This window comes from Burkholderia sp. 22088 (assembly GCF_052045915.1).
Taxonomy (GTDB): domain Bacteria; phylum Pseudomonadota; class Gammaproteobacteria; order Burkholderiales; family Burkholderiaceae; genus Burkholderia; species Burkholderia cepacia.
The window spans coordinates 82,689-105,585 of sequence record NZ_JBQEPY010000002.1; the positions used below are offsets into that span (position 1 = coordinate 82,689).

The window sequence follows — 22,897 nt, forward strand, 5'->3', positions numbered from 1 at the left end:
CGGGATTGCTTATGACGCTGGGTGATTATCGGAAGCACGCACCTGCCGGCTCAACATGCTATAGCCGTCATGTCGCGTGCGACCGAAAGGGAAAGATGACGAGGCGGCCTCAGGTGACGAACGTGCCCGGCAGCAGCGTCGAGATCGATACGTCGAACGCGCGCGCGATCTTGTCGGCCGTGACGATCGACGCGATCGCCTCGCCGCGCTCGATCTCGCCGACATACGAACGGTTCAGCCCCGCATGCTCGGCCAGCTGTTCCTGCGACCACGTGCGCGCTTCGCGCAGCCTGCGCACGTTGGCGCCGAAGTGATGGATGAGGTCGCTCATCGCGCCTCCTAGGCGACACGCGCCGCCGCGCGCGGCGTGGCGTTCGTTTCGCTGCGCAGCACCGCCTGCGTGATGTTCTCGCCGGCCGGCACGTCCTGCGTGAGCCACACGTTGCCGCCGATCACCGCGCCGCGCCCGATCGTCACGCGGCCGAGGATCGTGGCGCCCGCGTAGATCACCACGTCGTCCTCGACGATCGGATGCCGTGCGAGCCCTTTCTCGAGATGGCCGGCCGCGTCGCGCGGAAAGCGTTTCGCCCCGAGCGTGACGGCCTGGTACACGCGCACGCGCTCGCCGATGATCGCCGTCTCGCCGATCACGACGCCGGTGCCGTGGTCGATGAAGAAGCCCGCGCCGATGCGCGCGCCCGGATGAATGTCGATGCCCGTCTCCGCATGCGCCTGTTCGGCGATGATCCGCGCGAGCAGCGGCAGGCCGAGCCCGTACAGTTCGTGCGCGAGCCGGTGGTGGATCATCGCGAGGATGCCCGGATAGCACAGCAGCACCTCGTCGACGCTGCCGGCCGCCGGATCGCCGTGGAACGCGGCCAGCACGTCGCTGTCGAGCAGCCGGCGGATCTCGGGCAGGCGCGCGGCGAACGCCTGCACGGCCGTCGACGCGACTTCGTCGACATGATCGACCGGCCCGTCGGCATTGCGCTGCCGCGCCGCGTAGCGCAATTCCAGCTTCACCTGCGCGAGCAGCGCGTTCAGCGCCGCGTCGAGCGCATGGGCCACGTGGAAGTTCTCGCTCTCCTGGCGCAGCTCGGGCGGCCCGAGCCGCATCGGGAACAGCACGCCCTTCAGCGCGCCGATGATCTGCGCGAGCGCTTCGCGCGCCGGCAGGTCGCGCCCGCCCGGTTCGAGCGAGCGCCGCTGCTTCTCGCGCCATGCACGGCGTACGGTCTGCAGCGATTGAACGATGTCGTCGATGTCGAATGCGGCCATGCTGCGTTCTCCCTGTCTCGGCCGTGAATCAGTCCTGTGCCCACGGCAGGCCGCGGAAGCGCCAGCCGTTGCTGACGCCGCGATGCTGCCGTTCGTCGAGGTCGCCCTCGAACCCTTCGAGCACGTTGAATACCTGCGTGAAGCCTCCCTTCGTCGCGGCCTCGGCCGCCTGCGCCGAGCGGTTGCCGCTACGGCACAACAGCAGCACGACGGCCGCCTTGCCCGTCTTCGCTTCCAGTTCGCGCACGAAGCGCGGATTGCGCGTCAGGCTCGTGCCGGTCGCCCACGGCACGTGCAGCGACTCCGGCACGTGGCCGACGAATTTCCGTTCCTCGGCGGTGCGCACGTCCACCAGCAGCGCATCGCCGGACGAGAACAGCGCCCACGCGACTTCCGGCGCGACACCGCCCGCATAGGGCGTACCGGCCGCCGCAGCGGCCGCGCGCGCGTCTTCGAGCGCCTGCTGCGCGGCAGTTCGTTCTTCCAGTTCAACCGTCATGACACTTCCTTGTTTTCGCGGATTCGTATGAACAAAAACACCGGGAATTCGGCCGTTGCAGCTTGCGTGCTGTCTATAGCCGTCAGCGCCACTATGCGAGGGCGGCCGGGGAAGCTGAACCAATAAAAATTCATTTCCTAATCAGCGTTGCGGGGAATGCAATTGCGTCGGGAGAGGTCTGGAATGACCGACGCATGACAGTCGGCAAGAATGCGGACCGGCATCGCGGGATGCGTAGCGGGCCGAGCGAACGCCTTGTTCGAACCATGGACAGTCGGAACGCCAATGTGCATGACACCTGGAGGCGCGGGATCACACCGTAGAATTCAGGTTGCAAAACAATACAGAGGGCCAACATGAGCACACCGACATCCGCGATTCCATGGAGCGTTTTCCTGGAACGCTTCAAGACGTTTCTCGATTACGGCAAGGACACCGCCGAGCTGATCGCCAAATTCTCGCTACTGCTGCTCGTCCTTCCGGGACTGACGCTGTGGCTCTACCTCAACCGGATCGGCTGGCACACGTTGTTTCTCGATTCGATCTCGTCGACATCCGGACTGCTCGCACTACTGATCGGCACACTGCTGCTGGTGTCCGCGCTGCTGTTCGCTCTGTGCGCACCATCGATCTTTCTGCTGTTTCTTCTCGTCGTCGACAAAGACGTGCGCGTGCTCTCCCGGAGTACGTCAATCGTCATACTGGCAACGGTGGGGGCCTGGATGGCAATGGTCATCGCGGCATCGATCCTGACCGAGAATTTGCCGATCTGGCTTCTTCTACTGGGAACCTTCGCATTCGGCATCGTAGCGACGCTTGTCGGGTGGCGCCGCGACAAGGTGACGATGGCGAACGGAAAGGGGCGGATCCTGGGTAAAGCCGCGGGACTGGCCCTGTTCATTACCATCGCCGCCATCGCGAGCAGCGGCGGATTCCTGACCATGGAATCGTTCGCCGGCGACATGAGTACGAACGCGAAGGCCTTTTCAGCGCTCGTTGTCCTCCTTCCGCTTACGCTCGCCGGCTTCCTTCCGGGTCTGATGGCGATCGGCATGGCTGCCCGCAACAAGCCGGCGACCATGGCCGTCAAGTATCTCGCCGTCGGCATCTGCTTCGTGTTCTATGTGCTGGTCATGTGGTCCCTGACGTCGTTCTCCACCGGCATCGGCACTCGTGCACTGGAAAAGACCGGCGTTTTCAGCATAGCGCCCCAGGATTTCGAACTGCTCAAGCCGGATGCCCGCTCCAGCCTCGAGCGCGTAGGCATTCCGGTCGCATCGTCTGAACCGAAAATCATCCACGCGTATGTCCGATATGCATTCGGTGATATCCGTCTGCTGTGTGCCGGCGAATTTCGTCCTGGCGTCACCGACGCGCCCGATGACAGGTTCTCAAGCGACCCGAGCGACCTCCAGCGTGCCAGGAACAAGGCCCTCGACGCCGGGCGGAATTGCGTCGTGCTGAAGAAGGACGACGTCCGGCCGGTCCGTCTGAAGCAACCGATCTGACCGAAAATCGCACACGTGGTCGACTCGCTGCGAGTCGACCACGTGCCGTTCGTTGGCCCGCCGAATCAGCGGCTCAATCGTGGCCGATCACGTTCACTGCGCATCCTGCTTCGCGCGTTCCGCCGCCGCGATGATCGCGTCGGCCACGGCCTTCGGCTGGCTCAGCATCGACACATGGCTGCCGTTCACCCGCGCGACCGTCGCGCCGATCCGCTTCGCCATCGCTTCCTGCAGCGTCGGATCGATCATCCTGTCCTGCGTCGCGACGACGAACGTCGACGGCTTCACATGCCACGCAGCCTGCGTGACCTTCTCCGAAATGCACCCGCCGTACCACGGCCCCTGGGTCGCCGCGACGATGCGCTGCTGCGCGGGCGGCAGGTCCGGCGCGAAATCCTGCGCGATCGCCTTGTCCGACAACGTGGCAAAGCCGCCCGCGTCCTTGCGCAGTTCGCCGGCCCATGCGGGTGCCGGCAACCCCTGCGTGACGTCCGCAATCGACTGGCCGTTGTCGGGTGCGAACGCGGCGACGTACACGAGCGACTTCACCTTGTCGTCGTTGCCCGCGTCGCTGATCACGACGCCGGCCCACGAATGGCCGACCAGCACGACCGGCCCCTTCTGTTCGTCGATCGCGCGCTTCGTCGCGGCTGCATCGTCGGCGAGCGAGCTCAGCGGATTCTGCACCGACACCACGTGCAGCCCGCGCGCCTCGAGCAGCGGAATCACGCGGTTCCAGCTCGACCCGTCGGCGAATGCGCCGTGCACGAGCACGACGTTCGTGCCTTTCAGGTCGTCCTTCTGCGCAGCCTGCACCGCGACCGCACCGAACAGTCCGCCGATCACGGCGGCGGACACCAGAACGCGTTTCATCAAACCGGCCATCGTTTTACTCCTTGCTCTGTTGTGTTGTTTGAACGTGCCGCGGTAGCGGCTGCGCCTGCGCACGAGGCAGGCGCGGCACCGGATCACGAATGCGCGTACAGGTCGTCGTATGCGTTGTGCGTGGCGTGCGCTTGCGCCGCGCCGCGATGGCCGGCACGCGTCGATGCGTCGGCCACGTTGTCGCCTTGCGACTTCGACGGGCCGTTCTGGTCGGAACGCGCGACCTGCAGCGCGGCGGCGACGTCTTCCGGGTAATGCGGTTCGCTACGCGCCGGGTTGTAGCCGGCCTGCTCCAGGCGAACGAGTTCGGCGCGCACGTCGGCACGCGTGAGGCCGTGGCCGGTGTCGGCAAACGACAGGGCGGGGATGGCGGCGAGGACGGCAACGGCGAGGATGCGAGCGGCTTTCATGAGGGTTCTCCTTGAAGGAAGTAGGTCGGTCGATCATTCGGCATCCGATCCAGATCGTCTGGCATCGAACGTTTCCTGCATGTCGACAGTAGAACCCGCCCACGTATCCGGCATGTTTCCGGAACCGGGGCTTTCTGCATGCCAGTTTTTCAGGAACGGCCGCAGATACAGTGCGATACAAACCGGGCTACCGCATCGTTCATGGCCCGCTCCGCTGACGTTCTCCACGAAAGCACACCCACCATGAAAAAAGGCGTGCCGCATGGCACGCCTTTCCGTCGAACATATCGAACCGGGTACGTCACGGCGCCAGCCGCGTGAACACGTAGTCGTGATTCTTCACCCGCGCCTGGTGGCACGCAAAGCACGTCTGATGCTGGCCGATATCGGCCGGCACGCCGTTGATGAACCGCCCGAAGCCCCAGCCGCCCGTCGACGCATAGCGGCGCGAGTCCTTCACCATCACCTGCACGGTCGTCGCCTGTCCGGGCACCGTCGCCGGCGCGAACTCGTCGGACTGCTTGCGCTTGTACGCGAGTTTCACCAGGATCGTGCCGTCCGGAAACGGCAGTGTCGCCTGCTCGAGCGCACGGATCGCGACGGGATTGCCGAGCACGACACGCAGTTCATCGAGCGGCGCGGCTTCTTCGGCCGGGGCGACCATTTCCCACTTCCGGTAGCCGGGCGGGATCGTCACGCCGTAAATCGGCGACGCGGCGGCGGCAGCCGGCTTCGGCTGCTCCGCGAACGCGGCCGGGCCGCTCGCCGACCACGCGCCGGCCAGCAGCACGCCCGCGACGAACCCGCGGCGCACGCCGCGGCGCACTCCACCCATGCGCGCCCGCATCACAGGTGCTCCACTTGCAGGATCGCATCCGCGAACGCCTGCGGCGCTTCCTGCGGCAGGTTGTGGCCGATGCCGCCGGTGATCGTGCGGTGCTGGTACTTGCCGGTGAACTTCTTCGCGTACGCGGCCGGTTCCGGATGCGGCGCGCCGTTCGCATCGCCCTCCATCGTGATCGTCGGCACCGTAATCGCAGGGCCGGCCGCAAGGCGCCGCTCGAGGTCGTCGTATTGCGCCTCGCCCTTCGCGAGCCCGAGACGCCAGCGATAGTTGTGGATCACCACCGCCACGTGATCGGGGTTCTGGAACGACGCGGCCGTGCGCGCGTAGGTTTCGTCGGAGAACTGCCATTTCGGCGATGCGAGCTGCCAGATCAGCTTGTTGAACGCGTCGCGGTTCGCCGCGTAGCCCAGCGCGCCGCGCTCGGTCGTGAAGTAGAACTGATACCACCACTGGAATTCGGCCTGCGGCGGCAGCGGCTTGCGGTTCGCCTCCTGGCTGCCGATCAGGTAGCCGCTCACCGACACCAGCGCTTTCACGCGCTGCGGCCACAGCGCCGCGATGATGTCGGCCGTGCGCGCGCCCCAGTCGTAGCCGCCGAACACCGCGCGGTCGATCTTCAGCGCATCCATCAGCGCAACGATGTCGACGGCCGTCACGGCCTGCTGGCCGTTGCGCACCGTGTCGGCCGAGCGGAACGTCGTCGACCCGTAGCCGCGCAGGTAAGGCACGATCACGCGATAGCCGGCTGCGACGAGCAGCGGCGCGACTTCCGCATAGCTGTAGATGTCGTACGGCCAGCCGTGCAGCAGGAACACGACCGGGCCGTTCTTCGGCCCGAGGTCCGCATACCCGACGTTGAGCACGCCCGCGTCGATCTGGTGGATCGTGCCCAGCGACGCGACGCCGGCCGCGCGCTTCGCAGGCGCTGCATCGGGAGCCGACTGCGCGTGCGCCAGGGCGCTGAAGCCGAGGTCGGCGAGGCTGAGGCTCGCCAGCGTCGTACCCAGGATCAGGCGGCGGCGGGTGTTCACGGTTTCGGGCATGACTCGTTCTCCAGTGTCGATCGCTAAGGAAGGTGACCCGCGGCACGTGCGGGTACTCGGGAATCTGCGTTCTCGGCAGCGGCGCATGGCATCGCGCCGCCGTGTGAATCGCTTCACCGGTTTTATACCCGAGCCCCGGCGAGGCTTTGTATCCCAACGTATCTGTCGGCGAACACGACACACGACGATTCAAAAATCGGGCGGGAATCCGGGTTCGCAGGGGGCCATGTGCCACGCGCCGGCCTGCCCCGGCGATGGCGTGGCCACGCACCGCCTCTCGCTTCGGCGCCGAAACGCGGCGATACTACGCCGCTTGCCGTGACAACCCGCCCGATTGCAGGTGACCGAATTGACCAATGCCGACGAACAAGACGCTCCCGTGCGACAGGCGGGCACGAACGGGCCGCCGCTCTGGCTCGCGACCATCCTGACCGCTTTCGGGCTTGCGGCGCTCCTGCTCGCGTGGTTCTCCGGATACGCCACCGCCTACTGCGACACGCTTGGCGGTGCCGTCGTCTGGGTCGTGTTTGTCACGGCGGCTTTCGTTTTTGCCGCCTTCAGGGACAACTGGAACATTTTTCCGGTCGGGCTGGTTGCCTGCATCGCGCTCGCCGCGGTCGTCCGGCGGCTTCCGCGTTTCAAGGTCACGTGGCGTCGATTTTTGATCGTGCTGCCTTGTGTCTATGCCGCGATGACGCTTTTCACGTGGCTGAGGGACGTACACGGCACGTGCCGGATCATCTGAAGGTGACCGCCCCACCCCGCCGATGAACACCGGCCGCATGTCGGCCCGCCCGCATTCACCGCTCGGACCACGCCGCTGCACGCAGCCGTTCAGTCCTTCCGGTCCGGCAGGATATGCGCGCGAATCGAGCGGCCCCGCCACGAGATGTGATCGATCCGGGCGCGCAGCGTGTAAAGCGCCACCGACGACAGCGTGTCGAACCGAAGCAGTGCGATGGGGGTGCCGATCCCGGCCGGCACGCGCTCAATCGCATCGAACAGCGGGAATCCATGCCGCGCCAGGAACGCGCCGACCTCGTCGTCGCGCGCGTGTTCTTCGACATTGACCAGCAGTAGTTCAGCCATGAGGATTCCTTGCTCGTTCGCCCGTCACCCGATCAGCCGGTGCGTATGGCGCGCGATCATCAGCTCTTCGTCGGTCGGGATCACCCACGCCGATACGCGGCTCGATGCCGTCGTGATCAGCGGCCCGTCCGTGCCGTTCGCGTCGACATCGATCTCGACGCCGAGCCACGCCGCGCGGCGCAGCACCCCTTCGCGAACCGCCGCCGCGTGCTCGCCGATCCCCGCCGTGAACACGACGGCGTCGATGCCCTCCATCGCGGCCGCAAGCGAACCGAGTTCGCGCGCGATGCGGTAGACGTACAGCTCGATGGCGAAGCGCGCGTGCGGATCGTCGCTCGCGAGCAGGGTGCGCATGTCGCTCGACAGGCCGGACACGCCGAGCAACCCGGAACGCCGATAGAGCAGATCCTCGACGGCGCGCACGTCCATCCCGAGTGCTTCCATCAGGAAGATCACGACGCCCGGATCGAGGCTGCCGCAACGCGTGCCCATCGGCAGCCCGTCGAGCGCCGTGAACCCCATCGTGCTCGCGACGCTCTTGCCTGCCACGAGCGCGCACATGCTCGCGCCGTTGCCGAGATGGGCGACGACCGTGCGCCCGCGCGCCGCCGCCGGCGCGACGTCGGGCAGCACGCTCGCGATGTACTCGTACGAGAGCCCGTGAAAACCGTAACGGCGCACGCCCCGGCTGGTGATCGACGCGGGCAGCGCGAATGCCTGGGTCACCGCGGGCTGCGTGCAGTGGAACGCCGTGTCGAAGCAGGCCACCTGCTCGACGCCGGGCTGCATCGTTTCGAGGATACGAATCGGCGTCAGGTTGTGCGGCTGATGTAACGGCGCGAGCGGGGTGAGTTTTTCCAGCTCGGCCACGATCTCGGGCGTGACGCGCACCGGGCCGCTGAAGCGTTGTCCGCCGTGCACGACGCGATGGCCCACCGCCGCGAGACGGTGCCCTTCCTGATGCGCGCCCAGGAACGCGGCGATCTGCTCGAGCCCTTCCTGATGGCCGAACGTATCGCCGCCGGCCCATTGCCGTTCGTGACGCTCCGCGTGGCGGTCGACGGCGCTGAAGTGCGCCGTGGCCGTGTACAGGCCCTCGACCTGGCCATGCACGATCAGGCCGAGCGTGTCGCCGTGCACGTCGAATGCGGAAAACTTGATGCTCGACGAGCCGGCATTCAACACCAGAATCACGTCTGCCATGGCGTCACCCCGCGCGCCGGGCCGCTTCGCGCTGCACGTTCGCGACGAGCATCGCGACCGCACAGGAAGCCAGCCGGGTGATCAACGAATCGGCACGACTCGTCAGGATGACCGGCACGCGCGCGCCGAGCACGATGCCCGCCGCATCCGCGCCGGCCAGGAACGACAGGCTCTTGGCGAGCATGTTGCCCGCTTCGAGGTTCGGCACCATCAGCACGTTCGCGTGCCCGGCCACCGGCGAATCGATCTGCTTGATGCGCGCGGCTTCGGGATCGATCGCGTTGTCGAGCGCCAGCGGGCCGTCGACGAGCGCGCCGGTGATCTGCCGCCGATCCACCATCTTGCACAGCGCGGCGGCTTCGAGCGTCGACGGCACTTTCGGGTTGACCGTCTCCATGGCCGAGAGGATCGCCACGCGAACCTGCGGAAAATCCAGCGCATGCGCGAGATCGATCGCGTTCTGCAGGATGTCGACCTTTTCCTCGAGCGTCGGCGCGATATTGATTGCCGCGTCGGTCACGATCAGCGGATCGGCGTGCGCGGGCACGTCCATCACGAAGCAATGGCTGATGCGCCGGCCCGTGCGCAACCCGGAATCGTGCCGCACCACTTCGGCCATGAGTTCGTCGGTGTGAAGGCTGCCCTTCATCAGCGCGGACGCGCGGCCGTCGCGTACGAGCCGCACCGCCGCCGCTGCCGACGCCTCGCTGTACGGCGCATCGACGATCTCGTAGTCGCCGATCGGTAGCTGCAACTCCGCGGCGGTCGCTTCGATACGCGCACGCGGGCCGACCAGGATCGGCTCGATCAGCCCCTTGCGCGCCGCCTCCAGCGCGCCCTCGAGCGAGCTTCGATCGCACGGATGCGCGACGGCCGTCGGCATCGGCGCGAGCGCCTGGCAGTGTTCGATGAGGCGGCGATATTTCTCGTGTCGGGTTTCCATTGCGGTTCCTCGCTGTCCGTCACTGCACGCGTTCGAGTGTCGCCAGCGGCCCCCTGGCCGGTAGCGTGGCAGGCGGCGCACCCAGTACCGCGCGAATGCGTTGCAGCGCCGCCCACTGTTGCTCGCTCACCGACGCGCTTTGCACGCGCGCGTCGCCCAGCAGCTTGTCCAGCAGCGTCAGCAGCCGCTGGCGGTCCTCCGGCCGGGCAAGCAGCACCGGCAGCGCGGCGACGGCCTGTTGGGGCGCGTAAGTCGCGATGATCTCCTGCTCGCCATAGATGCGCCGCCACTGGTCGGGCGGCAGGTTCGGCAGGTATTCGGCGTAGGTTTCGGCAAGCTCGCGCTCGGTCGCAAGCTGCGCCAGCGGAAACGGTTCGCCGCTGCGCTCGAGCAGAAACGCCGCGCGCGCAACCGCTTCGGTGTAGCCGCCACGCTCGATCGAGGCGAGCGCCGCCTTCACGAACGGCAGGTCGCGGGGGTCCGCCGCCGCCGGCGCAGCAGCGTGACGGTCGCGATACTGCTCCCCGAAATGAAGCATGGCCGGCTGGGTGTACAGCGAGAAGAACAGCGACTCGATGCTTGCATCGCGCATCGCGCGGAAACAATCGAGCGACGCGCTGACGATATCCGAGCCACGCCGTTCGAGCTTGCGCCACGGCTCGATATCGTCGGACGGCTGGCGGTGGGCCCTGACCGTGTCGGCGGCGGGCTTCAGCCAGCGAAGCCAGGGATTCAGGTCCGAAAACGCCCAGCGCTGGAAGCGCAGCGGATGAAAGTCGCGCAACAGGTGCGCCGTGGTCTCGTTCGATGCCTGCTGCACGTATGGCTGCATGAACAGTTCATACGCGCGCTGCGTGAATTCGGACAACGCGGCGACGGCCTCGAACGCTTGCTCGTCCTTGCGCCCGAAGCGGTTGAAGTATTGCGCGATCTCTTCCAGACGGTGCTCGGCGAAGGTGACGTCGTACGTGACCTTCCCGTCGGCGCCCTTTACCTCCTCGATCGACATCGCATAGAGGCCGGGCGGCAGCGTTTCGACGGCATCCAGCACGCTGACGATCTGCGCGTGCTCCTTCTTCGCGACCTTGCCGGACACGAAGATGCCGAGATGCCCCACGTCCTCTTCCACCAACCCGATGATGACCTGCCCGCGCGACTTGATCTCCTCCGTGCTGCCGTAGATGTCCGTGACCCAGTTGAACGCCTGCTGCGGCGGCGTGATGTTGTCGCCCATCGACGCGAACAGGATGATCGGCGAGCGGATCTCGCGCAGGTCGAACGCCTTGCCCGATCCGTCTTTCACTTCGCCGGACCAGAGCTTGTTGCCGATGAACAGGTTGCGCGTGATCCATTCGATCTCGTCGCGGTTCATCAGGTAGTAGCCGCCCCACCAGCGCTCGAACTCGAGGAAGCGCGGCGGCTCGGTGTCGATGTGGTCGTACACGTGGTAATACTTGTCCCACAACGTGTTCGCCGGGTTCAGGTTCTCGAAGTTCTGCACGAGATAGGCGCCGTCGAACTTGCCGTTGCCCAGGTCCGACGCGAACGACGCGAGCCACGTGCCGCCGAGTATGCCGCCGGCATAGCGCATCGGATTGTCGCCGGGCCCGTCGCTCCACGCGCCGCTCCAGTACGACATCGGGGCGCCGTTGATGACGATCGGGCCCGTATCGTCCGCCGACGAACTCGCGAGCATCATCGCGGCCCAGCCGCCCTGGCAATTGCCGACGATGGCCGGCTTGAGGCTGTCCGGATGCAGCTCCCGCACTTTCCGCACGAACGCCTGTTCCGCGGCACACACGTCGAGCAACGTCTGGCCGGGCTCGGGCTCCTGGAAGAACACGACGAAATACACGGGATGCCCCGCGCGCAACGCCACGCCGACTTGCGAATCGTCCTTGAAGCCGCCGATACCGGGGCCGTGCCCGGCACGCGGATCGATGATCAGGTAGGGCCGCTTGCCGGCGTCGACGATCACGCCATCCGGCGGCTGGATGTGAACGAGCGCGTAATTGACGGGCCGTGCGAACTGCCGGCCGTCGAGCACGACGTCGTAGTCGAAATGCAGCACCGGCTTGAGCCCCTCGGCCATGCGCTCGACATATTGCGTGCCGCGCTCGCGCAGCGTGTCCCAGAACAGCAGCGCGCGCTGTGCGGCGTCGACCGCGTAATGCCACGCGCCCAGCGGCGAGAACGGCATGGCAAACGGGGCGGCGCCCGGCTCCTGGCCGGGGCCGTCGCTGCCGTCGAGTGCTTCGCCCAACCGTTTCCCGTACTGTTCCAGCGCGTGCTGCGTGCGCTTTTGCAGGACGTGGACAATCTCCGTGGCGATCTCATGACTGCGCGCCAGTTGCGTGGCAGCATCCATAACACTGTTCTCCAGAGGGGCAAGGTGAATCTCGACGCATTCCGGGAGCGGCCGCCTCGCGTCAGCCGAGCACGTGCATCCCCGCGTCGATGTAGTGAATACTGCCGGTCATCGCGCGTGCGGCATCGCTGGCGAGAAAGGTGCACAGCGCACCGACGTCGTCGATGTCGAGCGGCCGGCGCAATGGCGCACGCCGGGCGGTGTCGTCAAGCAAGTGATCGAAGTTCGGCAGCCCGGAGGCCGCCCGCGTGGCCAGTGCGCCGGGCGACACCGCATGCACGCGAATGCCGGCCGGCCCCAGCTCGACAGCGAGGTATCGGACGGTGGCCTCCAGCGCCGCCTTGACCGGGCCCATCACGCCGTACTCCGCGATGACCTGGTCAGCGCCGATATAGGTCATCGCCATCAGGCTTCCACCGGACGTCATCAACGGCTCGGCCAGTTTCGCCATCCTGATGAACGAGTGGCAGGAGGTATCCATCGCGAGAGCGAACCCTTCCGGCGAACTGTCGACGACCCGCCCGTGCAGATCGGCCCTGGGTGCATAGGCAACGGCATGCAACAGAAAATCGAGGCCGCCCCACTGTTCGCCGATCGTGTCGAACACCTTGCGCATCTGGTCGGCCCGGCTCACGTCGAGCGGCATCGCAATCGCCGGCTTCAGCTGGTCGAGCAGCGGCTCGATGTACGGCAACGCCCGGTCGGATTGCCAGGTCACCGCCAGCTCGGCACCCGCTGCATGAAAGGCGCGCGCACATCCCCACGCGATGCTCTGCTCGTTCGCCAGGCCGACGACGATGCCTCTTCGACCTTCAAGCGGGCGCATGCCATCGCAAGCCATGCGTGACTCGCGCACGTCGTTATTCGTCATCGCGAAACCTCGGGTCGTATTTTTTCACCGGGCGAAACCGTGAAAAAGCCGATTCGGCTTTTTGCCGCGTGCCAATAAACAGGATGATCCGTCCGCACTCAGGTGCAGTCGCGAATCATTGTATTGAGGGTTTCAATACATCAGGCAATTCACGCGATATATTTTGATTTTTATCAAAATCGCTTTTTAATCAAATAATTACGATGGAATGTTTCTTCCAGAAGGGGGCTGGTTCATCGATATGTCATTCAATCGTGAACGGAAGCGCCGTGCCGTTTCTGCTGTAAAACGGCCGCTTTGACGGGTAACGCCGGCGGCAATAACGACGCTACGGTGAATTCGGGAACGTGCACGACGGAAGCAAACGCCGGCCGCATCCGCACCGGCCCGCGTTCGCCCGTCCTCCCTCGCTTACACGCGCCGCAACGGCCGGAACCCGGCACGCACTTCACGCGCGAACAACTCCGGCTCCTCCCATGCCGCGAAATGTCCGCCCTTGTCGACTTCGTTGAAGTAGATCAGGTTGTGATAGCTGCGCTCGGCCCAGCTGCGCGGCGCCTGGTAGATCTCGCCCGGAAACACCGTGATCGCGGCCGGCAACGCGATATCCACCGCGTTGAAGTTGTTCGAGTGATCCTCCCAGTAGATCTGCGCGGCGGACGTCGCGGTGTTGGTCAGCCAGTACAGCGAGATGTCGTCGAGAATCTCGTCGCGCGGGATCGAACGCTCGGGCACGCCGCCGCTATAAGTCCACTGCGAAATCTTGTCGTACATCCATGCGGCCTGCCCGGACGGCGAATCGGCGAGTGCATAGCCGACCGTCTGCGGGCGCGTGACCATCATTGCCGAGTAACCGCAGTTGTCGCGATAGAACGTCGCGAGCTTCTCGTACGCGGCCTTCTCCTTCGGCGACAGCGACGCCGGCGCGGGTGCATCGGTCGCGAGCAGCGTCGCGATATCCGGCGGCACCGTCGCCGGCATGTTCACGTGAATCCCGGCCAGCCCCTGCACGCGCTGCATCGCCATCCGGTGCGAGATCACCGAGCCGCAGTCGCCGCCCTGCGACACGAAGCGCGTATAACCGAGCCGTGCCATCAGCTCGCCCCACGCGCGCGCGATGTGGTCGGAACCCCAGCCGGTCTGCGTCGGCCGGCCCGAGAAGCCGAAGCCCGGCAACGACGGCACGACGACATGGAACGCATCGTCGGCGCTCGCGCCGTGCGCGGTCGGGTCGGTCAGCGGGCCGATCGCCTTCAGCAGCTCGAAGATCGAACCCGGCCAGCCGTGCGTCATGATCATCGGCATCGCGTTCTCGTGCCGCGAGCGCACGTGGATGAAATGAATGTCGAGCCCGTCGATTTCCGTGATGAACATCGGGAAACCGTTCAGGCGCGCCTCGCCCTTGCGCCAGTCGTAATCGGTGCCCCAGTAGCGCAGCAGCGCCTGCATGCGCGCCAGCCGCACACCCTGCGATTCGTCGGCGACGGTCTCGCGGCCCGGCCAGCGTGTTGCCGCGATGCGGCGGCGCAGGTCGGCGACGGCTTCGTCGGGAATGTGCGCGGTGAACGGGCGTATGCCGCTCGCGCCGGTCGCGGCATGCAGCGCCGTGGGCAGCATCGCCGAGACCCCTGCGGCCACGGACGTGGCAAGCAGGTGGCGACGCATCGGGGAAAACGGTGTGGAAGACATCGTTCGGCATCTCCTTTCGTGAAGTGGAAAGTGAACATGCCGCGCGCGGGGCCGCGCCTTCGCTTTCAATCCGGCGCGCCCGGCTCACGCGGCGTCGCCCATTTGAAAGGTCTGATGTATCCCGGATTTGTCTGGTTTGTACGCGTTTGTAGCGGCGGCGCGGCGAGCGGCACGGCCGGTGCGGCCGCTCGCCCGCGCGACGCTTACAGCGCCTTGACGATCGCGCCGTCGACGCGAATGTTCTGCCCGGTGATGTAGCCCGCGCCGTCGGACAGCAGGAACGCGACCGTCTTCGCGATCTCGCCGGTCTTGCCGAAGCGGCCGGCCGGGATGCGCGCGACGATCTCCGGCGTTTCCGGCCAGCTGTCGATGAAGCCCGGCAGCACCGCGTTCATCCGGATGTGCTCGGCCGCGTAACGTTCCGCGTAAAGGCGCGTCCATGCGCTCAGCGCCGCGCGCAGTGCCGACGAAACGGGCATCGGCTGCTCGGGCGCGTCCGCCGCGAAGCTCGAGATGTTGACCACCGCGCCGCCGCCCTGCTTCTGGAAGACCGGCGTCACACGGCGCATCACACGCACCACGTTCAGCAGGATCAGGTCGAGCCCCGCATGCCAGTTGTCGTCGGTGATCGCCAGCAGCTCGCCCTTCGGCGGATGCCCGGTGTTGTTCACGACCGCATCGATGCGGCCGTAGCGTGCGAGCGTTTCCTGCACGAGCCGGTCGATGTCGGCTTCTTCCGTCACCGAACCCTGGATGCCGAACCCGCCCAGTTCCTCGCCGAGCGCCACCGCGCTGCCCGACGGCGACATCAGCGCGACGCGATAGCCCGTCGCCGCCAGTTCGCGCGCGATCGCCGCGCCCATGCCCTTGCCCGCCGCCGTGATCAACGCCACTTTTTCTACAGTCACGATCTGCTCCTCATTCGAATCCTGCCGCCGCGCAACCGCCGTTCGGTGCGCCATGGTGGTAATGTAGGCGCATCGATACCCACTGTCGAACCAGTATTTCTGCCTCCAGCCGATAGTTTTTCTACAGTCTGACGATGCCGCCTCGCCCCTCCCGCCTGCCGCCGCTGAATGCGCTCCGCGCGTTCGAAGTGTCCGCGCGGCACCTCAATTTCCGCGCCGCCGCCGACGAGATCGGCGTCACGCAGGGCGCCGTCGCGCAGCAGGTGCGCCACCTCGAGGACGTGCTCGGCCTGAAGCTGTTCGAACGCCTGCCGCGCGGCCTCGCGCTGACGCACGACGGCGCCGCGTATTTCTCCGACGTCCAGCGCGCGCTGCACGCGATCGCCGACGCGACCGACAAGCTCGTGAAGCGGCGCGCCGCGCTGACCATCAGCACGACGCCGTCGTTCGCGTCGAAGTGGCTGATCCCGCGGCTCGCGCAGTTCACCGACGCACATCCCGACTACGACGTGCGCGTGATCGCCGACCCGCAGATCGCGACGTTCCGCCACGACGGCGTCGATCTCGCGATCCGTTACGGCAAGCCGCCGTTCGGCAAGCATCTCGCCACGCATGCGCTGTTCCCGCTCGACGTGTGTGCCGTGTGCAGCCCCGCGCTGCTGGCCGCGCCGGCGTCGCCGCGCGCGCTTGCAAGCCACGTGCTGCTGCACGACGCGCACGACCTGTGGCCCGAGTTCCTCGCCGCGATGCCGGAGCCCGTCGACCTCGATCCGCACAAGGGGCTGCGCTTCAACCAGACGTCGCTCGCGATCGATGCGGCCGTCGCCGGCCAGGGTATCGCGCTCGCCACCGATCCGCTCGTCGAGCGCGACATCGCCGCCGGCCGGCTGTGCAAGCCGTTCGATTTCGCGTTTCCGCTGTCGATGGGGTTCTATCTCGTGTATCCGGCCGAACGGCGCGATGACGACGCCATCGTCGTGATGCGCGAGTGGATGACCGCGCAGGCGGCGTCGGACGGGCGGCCGCCCGATTCACCCGACTCGCCGGGCAGCCGTGGCGCGGGAAGCAGCGCTTAGGCGCCGTGTGCGATCCCGGGCAGCCGGCGGCCAACCCCGCAACGGGCGATATGCCGCGAGGAGATGATCCGATGGGATGGGAAGAAAGATACGGCGGCATCTGGAAGAGCGTGCTGATGCCCGGCGAGCAACCCGTTGCCGAAACGCACCTTGCCGATCGGCATCTGGTCACGCTGATTGCGCAACGGCCCGATGGCCTGTATCGGGCCGTCGTCCTCGGGTATCATCCCGATCCGCAGTGGCGTCTGCCGTTCTGGGGAGAAGTCATCGCGCCCGCGATCGTCGGGTCGATCGATGACGGGGAGCAGCACCTCGCCGCGGCATTGGCCCGTCACGTCGAAAGCGGCGCGTGAGCAGTCCGGCTCAGGGCGCGACCCACCGGCCTTCGTAGCCGCCTTCATGCAGGTCGAACACCGCGCGGCGATGGCCGGCGCGCGCGAGTTCGAGCCAGTCGATGCGCGTCACGCTCACGTGAAGCAGGCAGAAGTTCTCGTAACCGTCGTCGTCGGGATTGGCGCGCGGGCTCGCCGACACATGCGCGGCCTCAGGCGACTCGACCGGCGTACCCGGCGGCAACGGTGCGCGATACAGCAGCAGCGTATGCGGGCGGCTCGATTGCCAGATCGCGCGACGTTGCGCTTCGTCGTCGCAGATCGATGCAACGCCCTCCGCGCGAATCTGCACGAGCGCATCGAGATCGCTGGCGACGAGCGCGATGCGCGGATCGCGGCGCAGCTCCGCGACCTTCTCCGAGCGCGCATCGGTATGAAACGACAGCACATGATCGGCACGGCTCGCCTGACGCAACACGATCGTGCGTACCTTCGGCGCGCCGTCGATACCGAGCGTCGCGGCCTGCAGCATCGTGAACGGCGAACGCTGCGCGCTCACGCCGGATTCGAGGCAGGACCAGAGACGCTCGTACGTTTGCGCGAGCGATTCGGAAGTTGAGTCGGACATGGCGAAGCGGCGATCGTGCGTGTTGCGGTCGCGCAAGCTTAACCGCTTGCGGCGGCGCCGGCACGCGTGCCGCACGCCGGCCGTCGCCGTGCGGCTCAGTTGTAGCCGAGGACGACCGGCGCCGCGTCGCCGATGTCGTCCGCCGGCTGTGCGCCGGCTGTGCGCCGAAGCGGCCGAGCACGTCGGCCACATACTGCGGCCCTGCGCTGATCTGCGACGAGCGGTGCGCCACGGGCCGGTTATCGCCCGCGCGCGGTGCCGCGCCCATCGATACGGTGTCGTTGACGGTGATATTCACGTTGTTGTCTCCTCACGCGGCGAGCGCCGCTCCATACGCGCGCACGAGGCGCGCGACGCCTTCCCGGATCGCATCGACGTCCGGCGCGGCGAACGACAGGCGCAGCGATGCGGCGTCGACGTTGTCCGCGAAGAACGCCTTGCCCGGCACGAACACGATCTTGTTCGCGATCGCCTGTTGCAGCAGCACGTCCGACGACACCGCGCCGATCCGCGCCCACACGAACATCCCGCCTTCGGGACGATGAAATTCGATCGCATCGCCGAGGCCGTCGCGCAATGCGTCGCACATCGCATCGCATTTGCGCTGGTACGCGGCCGTGATGCGCGGCAAATGACGTTCGAGCGCGCCGTCGGCCAGATATTCGGCGGCGGTGGCCTGCGTCCACGGCGTGCTGCACAGATCGACCGTCTGCTTCGCGATCACGCAGCGGCGCGCGATCTCGGCCGGCGCGATCGTCCAGCCCACGCGCAGCCCCGGCGCGACGATCTTCGACAGGCTCGCGAAATGCACGATCCAGTCGCGTGCGCCGTCCACTTCGTCGGCCAGCGCAAGCATCGACGGCACGGCTTCGCCCGCGAAACGCAGGTCGCCGTACGGATCGTCCTCGACGATCAGGAAGCGGTATTGCACCGCGAGACGCAGCAGCTTCAGCCGTCGTTCGCGCGTGAGCGTCGCGCCCGTCGGGTTCGCGAAGGTCGGGACCGTGTAGAGCAGCTTCGGCTGCGCGATCGCGCCGGATGAAAGCTGTTCGCCGAGACGATCGACGTCGAGCCCCGCGCCGTCGACCGGAATCGTCACGATGCGCGCCTGCTGCAGACGCATCGCCTGCAGCGTCGCCGGATAGGCCGGCTGCTCGGTCAGCACGACGTCGCCGGGCGACACCATCACGCGCAGCAACAGGTCGAGCCCCTGCTGCGAACCGGTCGTGACGAGCAGCTCTGCCGCCGTGCACGCCACACCGCGACGCGCCATCAACGCGATCAGCTGCTGCTTCAGTTCGGCGAGGCCATCGGTCGGGCCGTATTGCAGGCAGCGCACCGGCTGCGCATACGCGCGCCCGGCGGCCGCGTTCAGGCCGTCGACGTCGAAGAGGTCGCTGGCCGGATAGCCGCCCGCGAAGGAAATCATGCCCGGTTCGGACAGGTACTTGAACAGTTCGCGGATCGGCGAGCCGGCGGGATTCTGGAATGAAGGGGTGAACGCGTACATGTCGTCGTGAGCTGGATGGTGCGGACGGCCGGGATAGCCGCCAGGTACCGGCCACCGCGGGGCTTCTGGCGCCACGGCGGCGAAATCGAGCCACGATTGTCGATAGTCATTAAGGCCGCGGCAAACGATATCTATGCACTAGGTCTTGCGGTTTGGTCATCAAATGGGGCGCGGGGCGGGAGCAGCAAATCGACGGTCGGCCCCGTACGCCGGCGTGCCGGCACCGGGTGCCGGGCACGCTTTGCCGCCGGAAAGCCAATCCGCCCGATTGTTTCGCCGCCCGCTCCCTTGCCCCGGTTCGCCGGAACCGGGCCGAATCAGTGCGCCGTGCCCACCGGCACGGCCGGCGGCGGCTTCGGCTTCCACGTCGAGAGCGTGCGCGTGAGGTCGTCCGACACATAGTGCGGACCATCGAACAGGTAGACCGGATAACCGCGATACGCCAGCAGTTGCTTGCCCAGCTCGTCGGCGCTGGCCGAACGGAATCCGCCCCGCTCGGCGGGCCTGAACGCCTCGGCGATGACCCGCACGCGCTTTTTTCCCAACTTTGCAACCAGTTCGTCGAGGTAGGCGCGCGCGACATACGGCTCGCGGGCATAGACACCGCAGCCGTCCTGGAAGAACACGCCGACGTCCGCGGGCAGCCACGCCGCGAGCCAGTCCGCGAGCGCCTTTCCGCCGATGTTGGTCTGGTCGTACACGCTCACCCAGAGCGGCCGCGGCAGCCGTTGCAGGACGGCGGCGAGCTTTGGCGCGTCCTGCCAGGTCGGATCGATCTCGACCGGGAAGTAGTAGCCGGCGACATGCAGCGGAACCGGTGCGCGCGCCACTTCCAGCGACTGGTCGGCGAGCGTCGACAGATGGGTGCGCGCCCGTTTTTCGTCCTGGTAGCCGGCCAGCCCCAGGATGACGTTCCTGGCCCACGGCTCACGACCGATGCGCTCCCAGTCGGGAAGGTGCGCGGCAGGCTGGATCGAGGTGCTGGCGATGAACGCGGTATCGTCGACGACGGTCCATTGAATCAGCAGATCGTGAATGCCGAGCATCTGCCAGTTGCCGACCGGATTCGTCGTCGAGTTGTCCACCTGCCAGACGATGCCGTCCGCGTGCACGTCGTGCGCGGTCCAGCTGCAGGCGGCCACGACGAGCGAGGCGCCGATCGCCGCGAGCGTCGCCGCCCGGGGCGAACGCGGCGCGACTGAAAGCGGGCCCGGTCGCGCGGCGAGCCGAAGCCGGCCCATACGCCGTTGAATCCTGCGCCAGGCCGGGATCGCGTATGGGGTCATCGCTGGCTCTCCGGAAGCATGCCTGCGCGTCATCGTAGCCGATCGAACGCAAACGTGCGACCCGCCTTGCCGATGCGGGTCGCACGGGGCTGTCGCTCCGCCTGCGTCACTTGGCCGTCGTGCCGTCCACCCACTTGTAGCCGAGATTCGTAATGCCGGTAATCATGCTCTGGAAGTCCTGGAGCGCCGGCAATCCGAGATCCGGTTCAAGCCAGTACGGATGGAAGAAGAACGACGCGAAACCGTCGCGTACCGCCAGGCCGTACTGGGCATTGGTCACGATTTGCTGCCACGTGTACGTGATGCACGAGAACGGGTCGATATTGCAGATGTTGTACTGCACGCTGCCCAGGTTCTCCGGAACGATCCGCTGCCCGTAGTAATCGGCGTTGATGATGTACGGGAAAAACTGTCCGGCCGAAAAATCCTGGTTGGCGGCACCCGTTCCGAGTTGCGGCTTGGTCGACGTGTAGTACACGGCCCGCTGGAACGTGGTCGGGAACGTGAGGGCTGTCGCCGACGACGCGGCCGGCGACATCTGGTACTGCGGCGCGGCCCAGCCGACGATCTTGTAGCCGTTGAGCGTGAACTCGAGCAGGCCGTCGGCCATCCTGCCTTCCGCCCACGGGATGGAGTCCTCATCAACCGGCCGGTTCTGCACCGCGTACCAGAACTCGTAGTCGCTGCCGCTGACTGCATTCAGCAGGTTCGGCGTCGAATCGTACTGGTGCGTATAACCGTGCATCACGATCGAGCCGCCGCGCGCGAGCGCGTAGTTCAGTGCCCTCTTGAGGCCGGTTGCCTGCGCCAGATGGATCGTCTCCGGCACGCCGCCGTTGTAATAGCCGTTCGGGTCCGTATACAACGGGATGGTTGCCATCGTGAACGGAATGTGCTTCGAGTACATGTAATTCGTCAGCTGCTGCATCGAACTCGTCGTCGTATACGCGTCGAGGTCTTCCAGACGGACGAGCGCACGGTGATTCACCGGTGCATTGGTCTGCAGGATGTCGTGCAGGATGTCGCAGATCACCAGGTAGCGATCCGTCGGGCCGATGTAGGAAAACGGCATGTCCGCGAAGTACCAGAAGTTGCCCGAGCGCATGATGTAGGGCGCGGTTGCCCCGCTCTGGCTGTTCTTGATGGTGACGAGCGCCTGCGCCTTGGTGGAATCGACGACCTGGGTCAATCCGATGTCCGGATCCGCGCTGATGACGCCCGTCGACGCGTTATAGGCGTAGTACTTGACCATCGACAGGTTCTTGTACGTGACCGTATCGTAGAAGCCCGGATTCGGATTGCTCGCCGACGGCGTCGCGTTCATCCCCGCCAGGCCCACGAAGCTGAACCCGAAGGTCTGATTGAACGTGAAGGCCGTGTTCCAGGCCAGTTGCCACAAGTTGTACTTGAACCAGACCACCGTCTTCTTGGTGGTCATCACGTCGCTCATGAACGCCGTCGGAATCGGGTTGTTGTAGTAGTCGCCGATATAGAACGTGACGTCGTGGCTCCCGACCATGCCGGACGTGTAGTTCTGGATCGGAACCAGATCGATCGTCGCATTGAAATGGCCAAGCAGGTTTCTCAGCATGATGCTGTACATCAGGCCGAGCTTCGAATACGGGTTGTTGGCCGGGTTGTCGTACAGCACGAGCGTATGGGCTGTGGTGGCCTGCGCGTGCGCGGTGCCCGGCAATGTCATTTGCGCGAGCCCCGCTAGCAGGGCGATGACGAGCAAGATCTTTTTCATGGCCGTTTCTCCCTAGTCACGTTGCACATTGCCGTTGAGTTTCTTGACGGAATTCTTGCTGAACTTCGGGCGCCCCGTTTCCTTGTATGCCTTCTCCCAATCCTCGTCGGACATCCCTGCTTTCACGTTGACCTGGGCCGAGCCGTTCGGCAGCGGAGGCGGCTTGATGTTCGTGACGGAAGCGTTGCCTGTCGCCTGCGCATTCGCATCCTGAACGCCGACGGCGATGGCGAACGTGGTGATCAATGCGACGAGTGATCCAGCGATGCTCAACCCGTTTCGAAAAGATTCATTGCGATGCGAAGGCATGATTTTCATCCTTTGATATGCAAAATAAGTTCATCTCGCTCGCGAGACGAGCATGGAGAATCACCCTCCGGAATCGGGGCGCCATGTCGTTAATTTTTGCTGCGCAATTGAAACCAGACAAATAAATCCGGGAGGAGATGGCTTTACTTTCAAGCTAGATCCGTACCATCGGTCGCAAATGGGCATGCGCCAAGGGAGTGAAATTCACGCATCGACGCCACTCGAAAATTGGGCCGATAAAACGTTTCAGGCATGCAACGCGGCGGTGTCATGAATTTAATCGGACAAACGCGCGAACCCTGTTCGTACGATTCAGGGAAAACCAGTCAATCGCCGAGCTTCGCGAAGCGCAACGCGATAATTTCCTCCGGTGACATGCATGTGCAATGACGACTGAAGCGCCGGCTTTCCGGTTCGACGCCGGTTTATCCGGCTGGTCACCGCCGGAATCGTGTGGCGATTTCC

23 protein-coding genes and 1 pseudogene are annotated in these 22,897 nt (G+C 65.9%); 4 read left to right on the forward strand and 20 right to left on the reverse strand.

From position 1 onward, the window contains the following. Nucleotides 1–109: 109 nt before the first annotated feature. Genes ACTJLD_RS03440 through ACTJLD_RS03450 form a run of 3 tightly spaced genes read right to left on the reverse strand, consistent with a single transcriptional unit; the run spans nt 110 to nt 1,777 of the window. Nucleotides 110–331, reverse strand: a complete 222-nt coding sequence (locus ACTJLD_RS03440) for a helix-turn-helix domain-containing protein (RefSeq protein ID WP_021156738.1) — start codon at nt 329–331, stop codon at nt 110–112. 8 nt (nt 332–339) lie between these two features. Continuing rightward, nucleotides 340–1,278, reverse strand: coding sequence for a serine O-acetyltransferase EpsC (gene epsC, locus ACTJLD_RS03445; RefSeq protein ID WP_027790728.1), 939 nt, complete (start codon nt 1,276–1,278; stop codon nt 340–342). 28 nt (nt 1,279–1,306) lie between these two features. Then, nucleotides 1,307–1,777 (reverse strand): rhodanese-like domain-containing protein, encoded by a 471-nt coding sequence (locus ACTJLD_RS03450; RefSeq protein WP_059692885.1) that lies wholly within the window; start codon nt 1,775–1,777, stop codon nt 1,307–1,309. 356 nt (nt 1,778–2,133) lie between these two features. Here ACTJLD_RS03450 and ACTJLD_RS03455 point away from each other — a divergent pair, with 356 nt between their 5' ends. Continuing rightward, on the forward strand, nt 2,134–3,285 hold the full coding sequence (locus ACTJLD_RS03455; RefSeq protein ID WP_440657988.1) for a hypothetical protein: 1,152 nt from the start codon (nt 2,134–2,136) through the stop codon (nt 3,283–3,285). A 93-nt stretch (nt 3,286–3,378) separates the two neighbouring features. On the opposite strand, the gene ACTJLD_RS03460 is transcribed toward ACTJLD_RS03455, so the two are convergent. The 4 genes from ACTJLD_RS03460 to ACTJLD_RS03475 all read right to left on the reverse strand — a co-directional run bounded on the left by ACTJLD_RS03460 (nt 3,379) and on the right by ACTJLD_RS03475 (nt 6,470). Next, complete coding sequence (locus ACTJLD_RS03460) at nt 3,379–4,170, reverse strand: alpha/beta fold hydrolase (protein WP_440657989.1); 792 nt, start codon at nt 4,168–4,170, stop codon at nt 3,379–3,381. Nucleotides 4,171–4,253: 83 nt separating this feature from the next. Continuing rightward, complete coding sequence (locus tag ACTJLD_RS03465; protein ID WP_334034421.1) at nt 4,254–4,580, reverse strand: DUF4148 domain-containing protein; 327 nt, start codon at nt 4,578–4,580, stop codon at nt 4,254–4,256. Nucleotides 4,581–4,881: 301 nt separating this feature from the next. Further along, on the reverse strand, nt 4,882–5,427 hold the full coding sequence (locus tag ACTJLD_RS03470) for a cytochrome P460 family protein (protein WP_059857417.1): 546 nt from the start codon (nt 5,425–5,427) through the stop codon (nt 4,882–4,884). Further along, nucleotides 5,427–6,470: an alpha/beta fold hydrolase gene (locus tag ACTJLD_RS03475; RefSeq protein WP_048021657.1), complete on the reverse strand. Its 1,044-nt coding sequence runs from the start codon at nt 6,468–6,470 to the stop codon at nt 5,427–5,429. The genes ACTJLD_RS03470 and ACTJLD_RS03475 overlap by 1 nt, the downstream gene beginning before the upstream one ends. 340 nt (nt 6,471–6,810) lie before the next feature. Between ACTJLD_RS03475 and ACTJLD_RS03480 the strand changes: the two genes are divergently transcribed. Further along, on the forward strand, nt 6,811–7,215 hold the full coding sequence (locus tag ACTJLD_RS03480; protein ID WP_222212231.1) for a hypothetical protein: 405 nt from the start codon (nt 6,811–6,813) through the stop codon (nt 7,213–7,215). 89 nt (nt 7,216–7,304) lie between these two features. Here the strand turns inward: ACTJLD_RS03480 and ACTJLD_RS03485 are convergent, their stop codons facing one another. The 7 genes from ACTJLD_RS03485 to ACTJLD_RS03515 all read right to left on the reverse strand — a co-directional run bounded on the left by ACTJLD_RS03485 (nt 7,305) and on the right by ACTJLD_RS03515 (nt 15,541). Continuing rightward, nucleotides 7,305–7,559, reverse strand: a complete 255-nt coding sequence (locus ACTJLD_RS03485) for a hypothetical protein (protein WP_060085645.1) — start codon at nt 7,557–7,559, stop codon at nt 7,305–7,307. Nucleotides 7,560–7,583: 24 nt separating this feature from the next. Further along, complete coding sequence (locus ACTJLD_RS03490) at nt 7,584–8,762, reverse strand: acetate/propionate family kinase (protein ID WP_060350290.1); 1,179 nt, start codon at nt 8,760–8,762, stop codon at nt 7,584–7,586. A 4-nt stretch (nt 8,763–8,766) separates the two neighbouring features. After that, nucleotides 8,767–9,705 carry a phosphate acetyltransferase gene (locus tag ACTJLD_RS03495; protein WP_027790717.1) on the reverse strand — a complete coding sequence of 313 codons (939 nt, stop codon included), beginning with the start codon at nt 9,703–9,705 and terminating at the stop codon, nt 8,767–8,769. Nucleotides 9,706–9,724: 19 nt separating this feature from the next. Next, nucleotides 9,725–12,073 carry a DUF3141 domain-containing protein gene (locus tag ACTJLD_RS03500; protein ID WP_440657990.1) on the reverse strand — a complete coding sequence of 783 codons (2,349 nt, stop codon included), beginning with the start codon at nt 12,071–12,073 and terminating at the stop codon, nt 9,725–9,727. A 61-nt stretch (nt 12,074–12,134) separates the two neighbouring features. Beyond that, nucleotides 12,135–12,944, reverse strand: a complete 810-nt coding sequence (gene fabI / locus ACTJLD_RS03505) for an enoyl-ACP reductase FabI (protein ID WP_440657991.1) — start codon at nt 12,942–12,944, stop codon at nt 12,135–12,137. 411 nt (nt 12,945–13,355) lie between these two features. Beyond that, nucleotides 13,356–14,633: an epoxide hydrolase family protein gene (locus ACTJLD_RS03510; RefSeq protein ID WP_021156719.1), complete on the reverse strand. Its 1,278-nt coding sequence runs from the start codon at nt 14,631–14,633 to the stop codon at nt 13,356–13,358. A gap of 203 nt (nt 14,634–14,836) precedes the next feature. Next, nucleotides 14,837–15,541, reverse strand: a complete 705-nt coding sequence (locus ACTJLD_RS03515) for an SDR family oxidoreductase (protein ID WP_027790713.1) — start codon at nt 15,539–15,541, stop codon at nt 14,837–14,839. 134 nt (nt 15,542–15,675) lie between these two features. Here ACTJLD_RS03515 and gcvA point away from each other — a divergent pair, with 134 nt between their 5' ends. Together gcvA and ACTJLD_RS03525 are read left to right on the forward strand one after the other, a co-directional pair. After that, the gene (gene gcvA / locus ACTJLD_RS03520) at nt 15,676–16,617 is read left to right on the forward strand and encodes a transcriptional regulator GcvA (RefSeq protein ID WP_440657992.1); all 942 of its coding nucleotides are present in this window, start codon (nt 15,676–15,678) and stop codon (nt 16,615–16,617) included. Nucleotides 16,618–16,688: 71 nt separating this feature from the next. Beyond that, nucleotides 16,689–16,970, forward strand: a complete 282-nt coding sequence (locus tag ACTJLD_RS03525) for a hypothetical protein (RefSeq protein ID WP_440657993.1) — start codon at nt 16,689–16,691, stop codon at nt 16,968–16,970. Nucleotides 16,971–16,980: 10 nt separating this feature from the next. On the opposite strand, the gene ACTJLD_RS03530 is transcribed toward ACTJLD_RS03525, so the two are convergent. The 6 genes and pseudogenes from ACTJLD_RS03530 to ACTJLD_RS03555 form a co-directional block, all read right to left on the reverse strand. Then, nucleotides 16,981–17,577 (reverse strand): pyridoxamine 5'-phosphate oxidase family protein, encoded by a 597-nt coding sequence (locus ACTJLD_RS03530; protein WP_060197723.1) that lies wholly within the window; start codon nt 17,575–17,577, stop codon nt 16,981–16,983. A 95-nt stretch (nt 17,578–17,672) separates the two neighbouring features. After that, a pseudogene (locus tag ACTJLD_RS03535) lies at nt 17,673–17,875 on the reverse strand (hypothetical protein). A 12-nt stretch (nt 17,876–17,887) separates the two neighbouring features. Then, nucleotides 17,888–19,087, reverse strand: coding sequence for an aminotransferase-like domain-containing protein (locus ACTJLD_RS03540; protein WP_027790708.1), 1,200 nt, complete (start codon nt 19,085–19,087; stop codon nt 17,888–17,890). Between the two features lie 317 nt (nt 19,088–19,404). Beyond that, nucleotides 19,405–20,373: a hypothetical protein gene (locus tag ACTJLD_RS03545; protein ID WP_060197534.1), complete on the reverse strand. Its 969-nt coding sequence runs from the start codon at nt 20,371–20,373 to the stop codon at nt 19,405–19,407. Nucleotides 20,374–20,479: 106 nt separating this feature from the next. After that, nucleotides 20,480–22,123, reverse strand: a complete 1,644-nt coding sequence (locus tag ACTJLD_RS03550; RefSeq protein ID WP_060312335.1) for a DUF2334 domain-containing protein — start codon at nt 22,121–22,123, stop codon at nt 20,480–20,482. 12 nt (nt 22,124–22,135) lie between these two features. Beyond that, complete coding sequence (locus tag ACTJLD_RS03555; RefSeq protein ID WP_060312435.1) at nt 22,136–22,432, reverse strand: hypothetical protein; 297 nt, start codon at nt 22,430–22,432, stop codon at nt 22,136–22,138. Nucleotides 22,433–22,897: the final 465 nt, after the last annotated feature.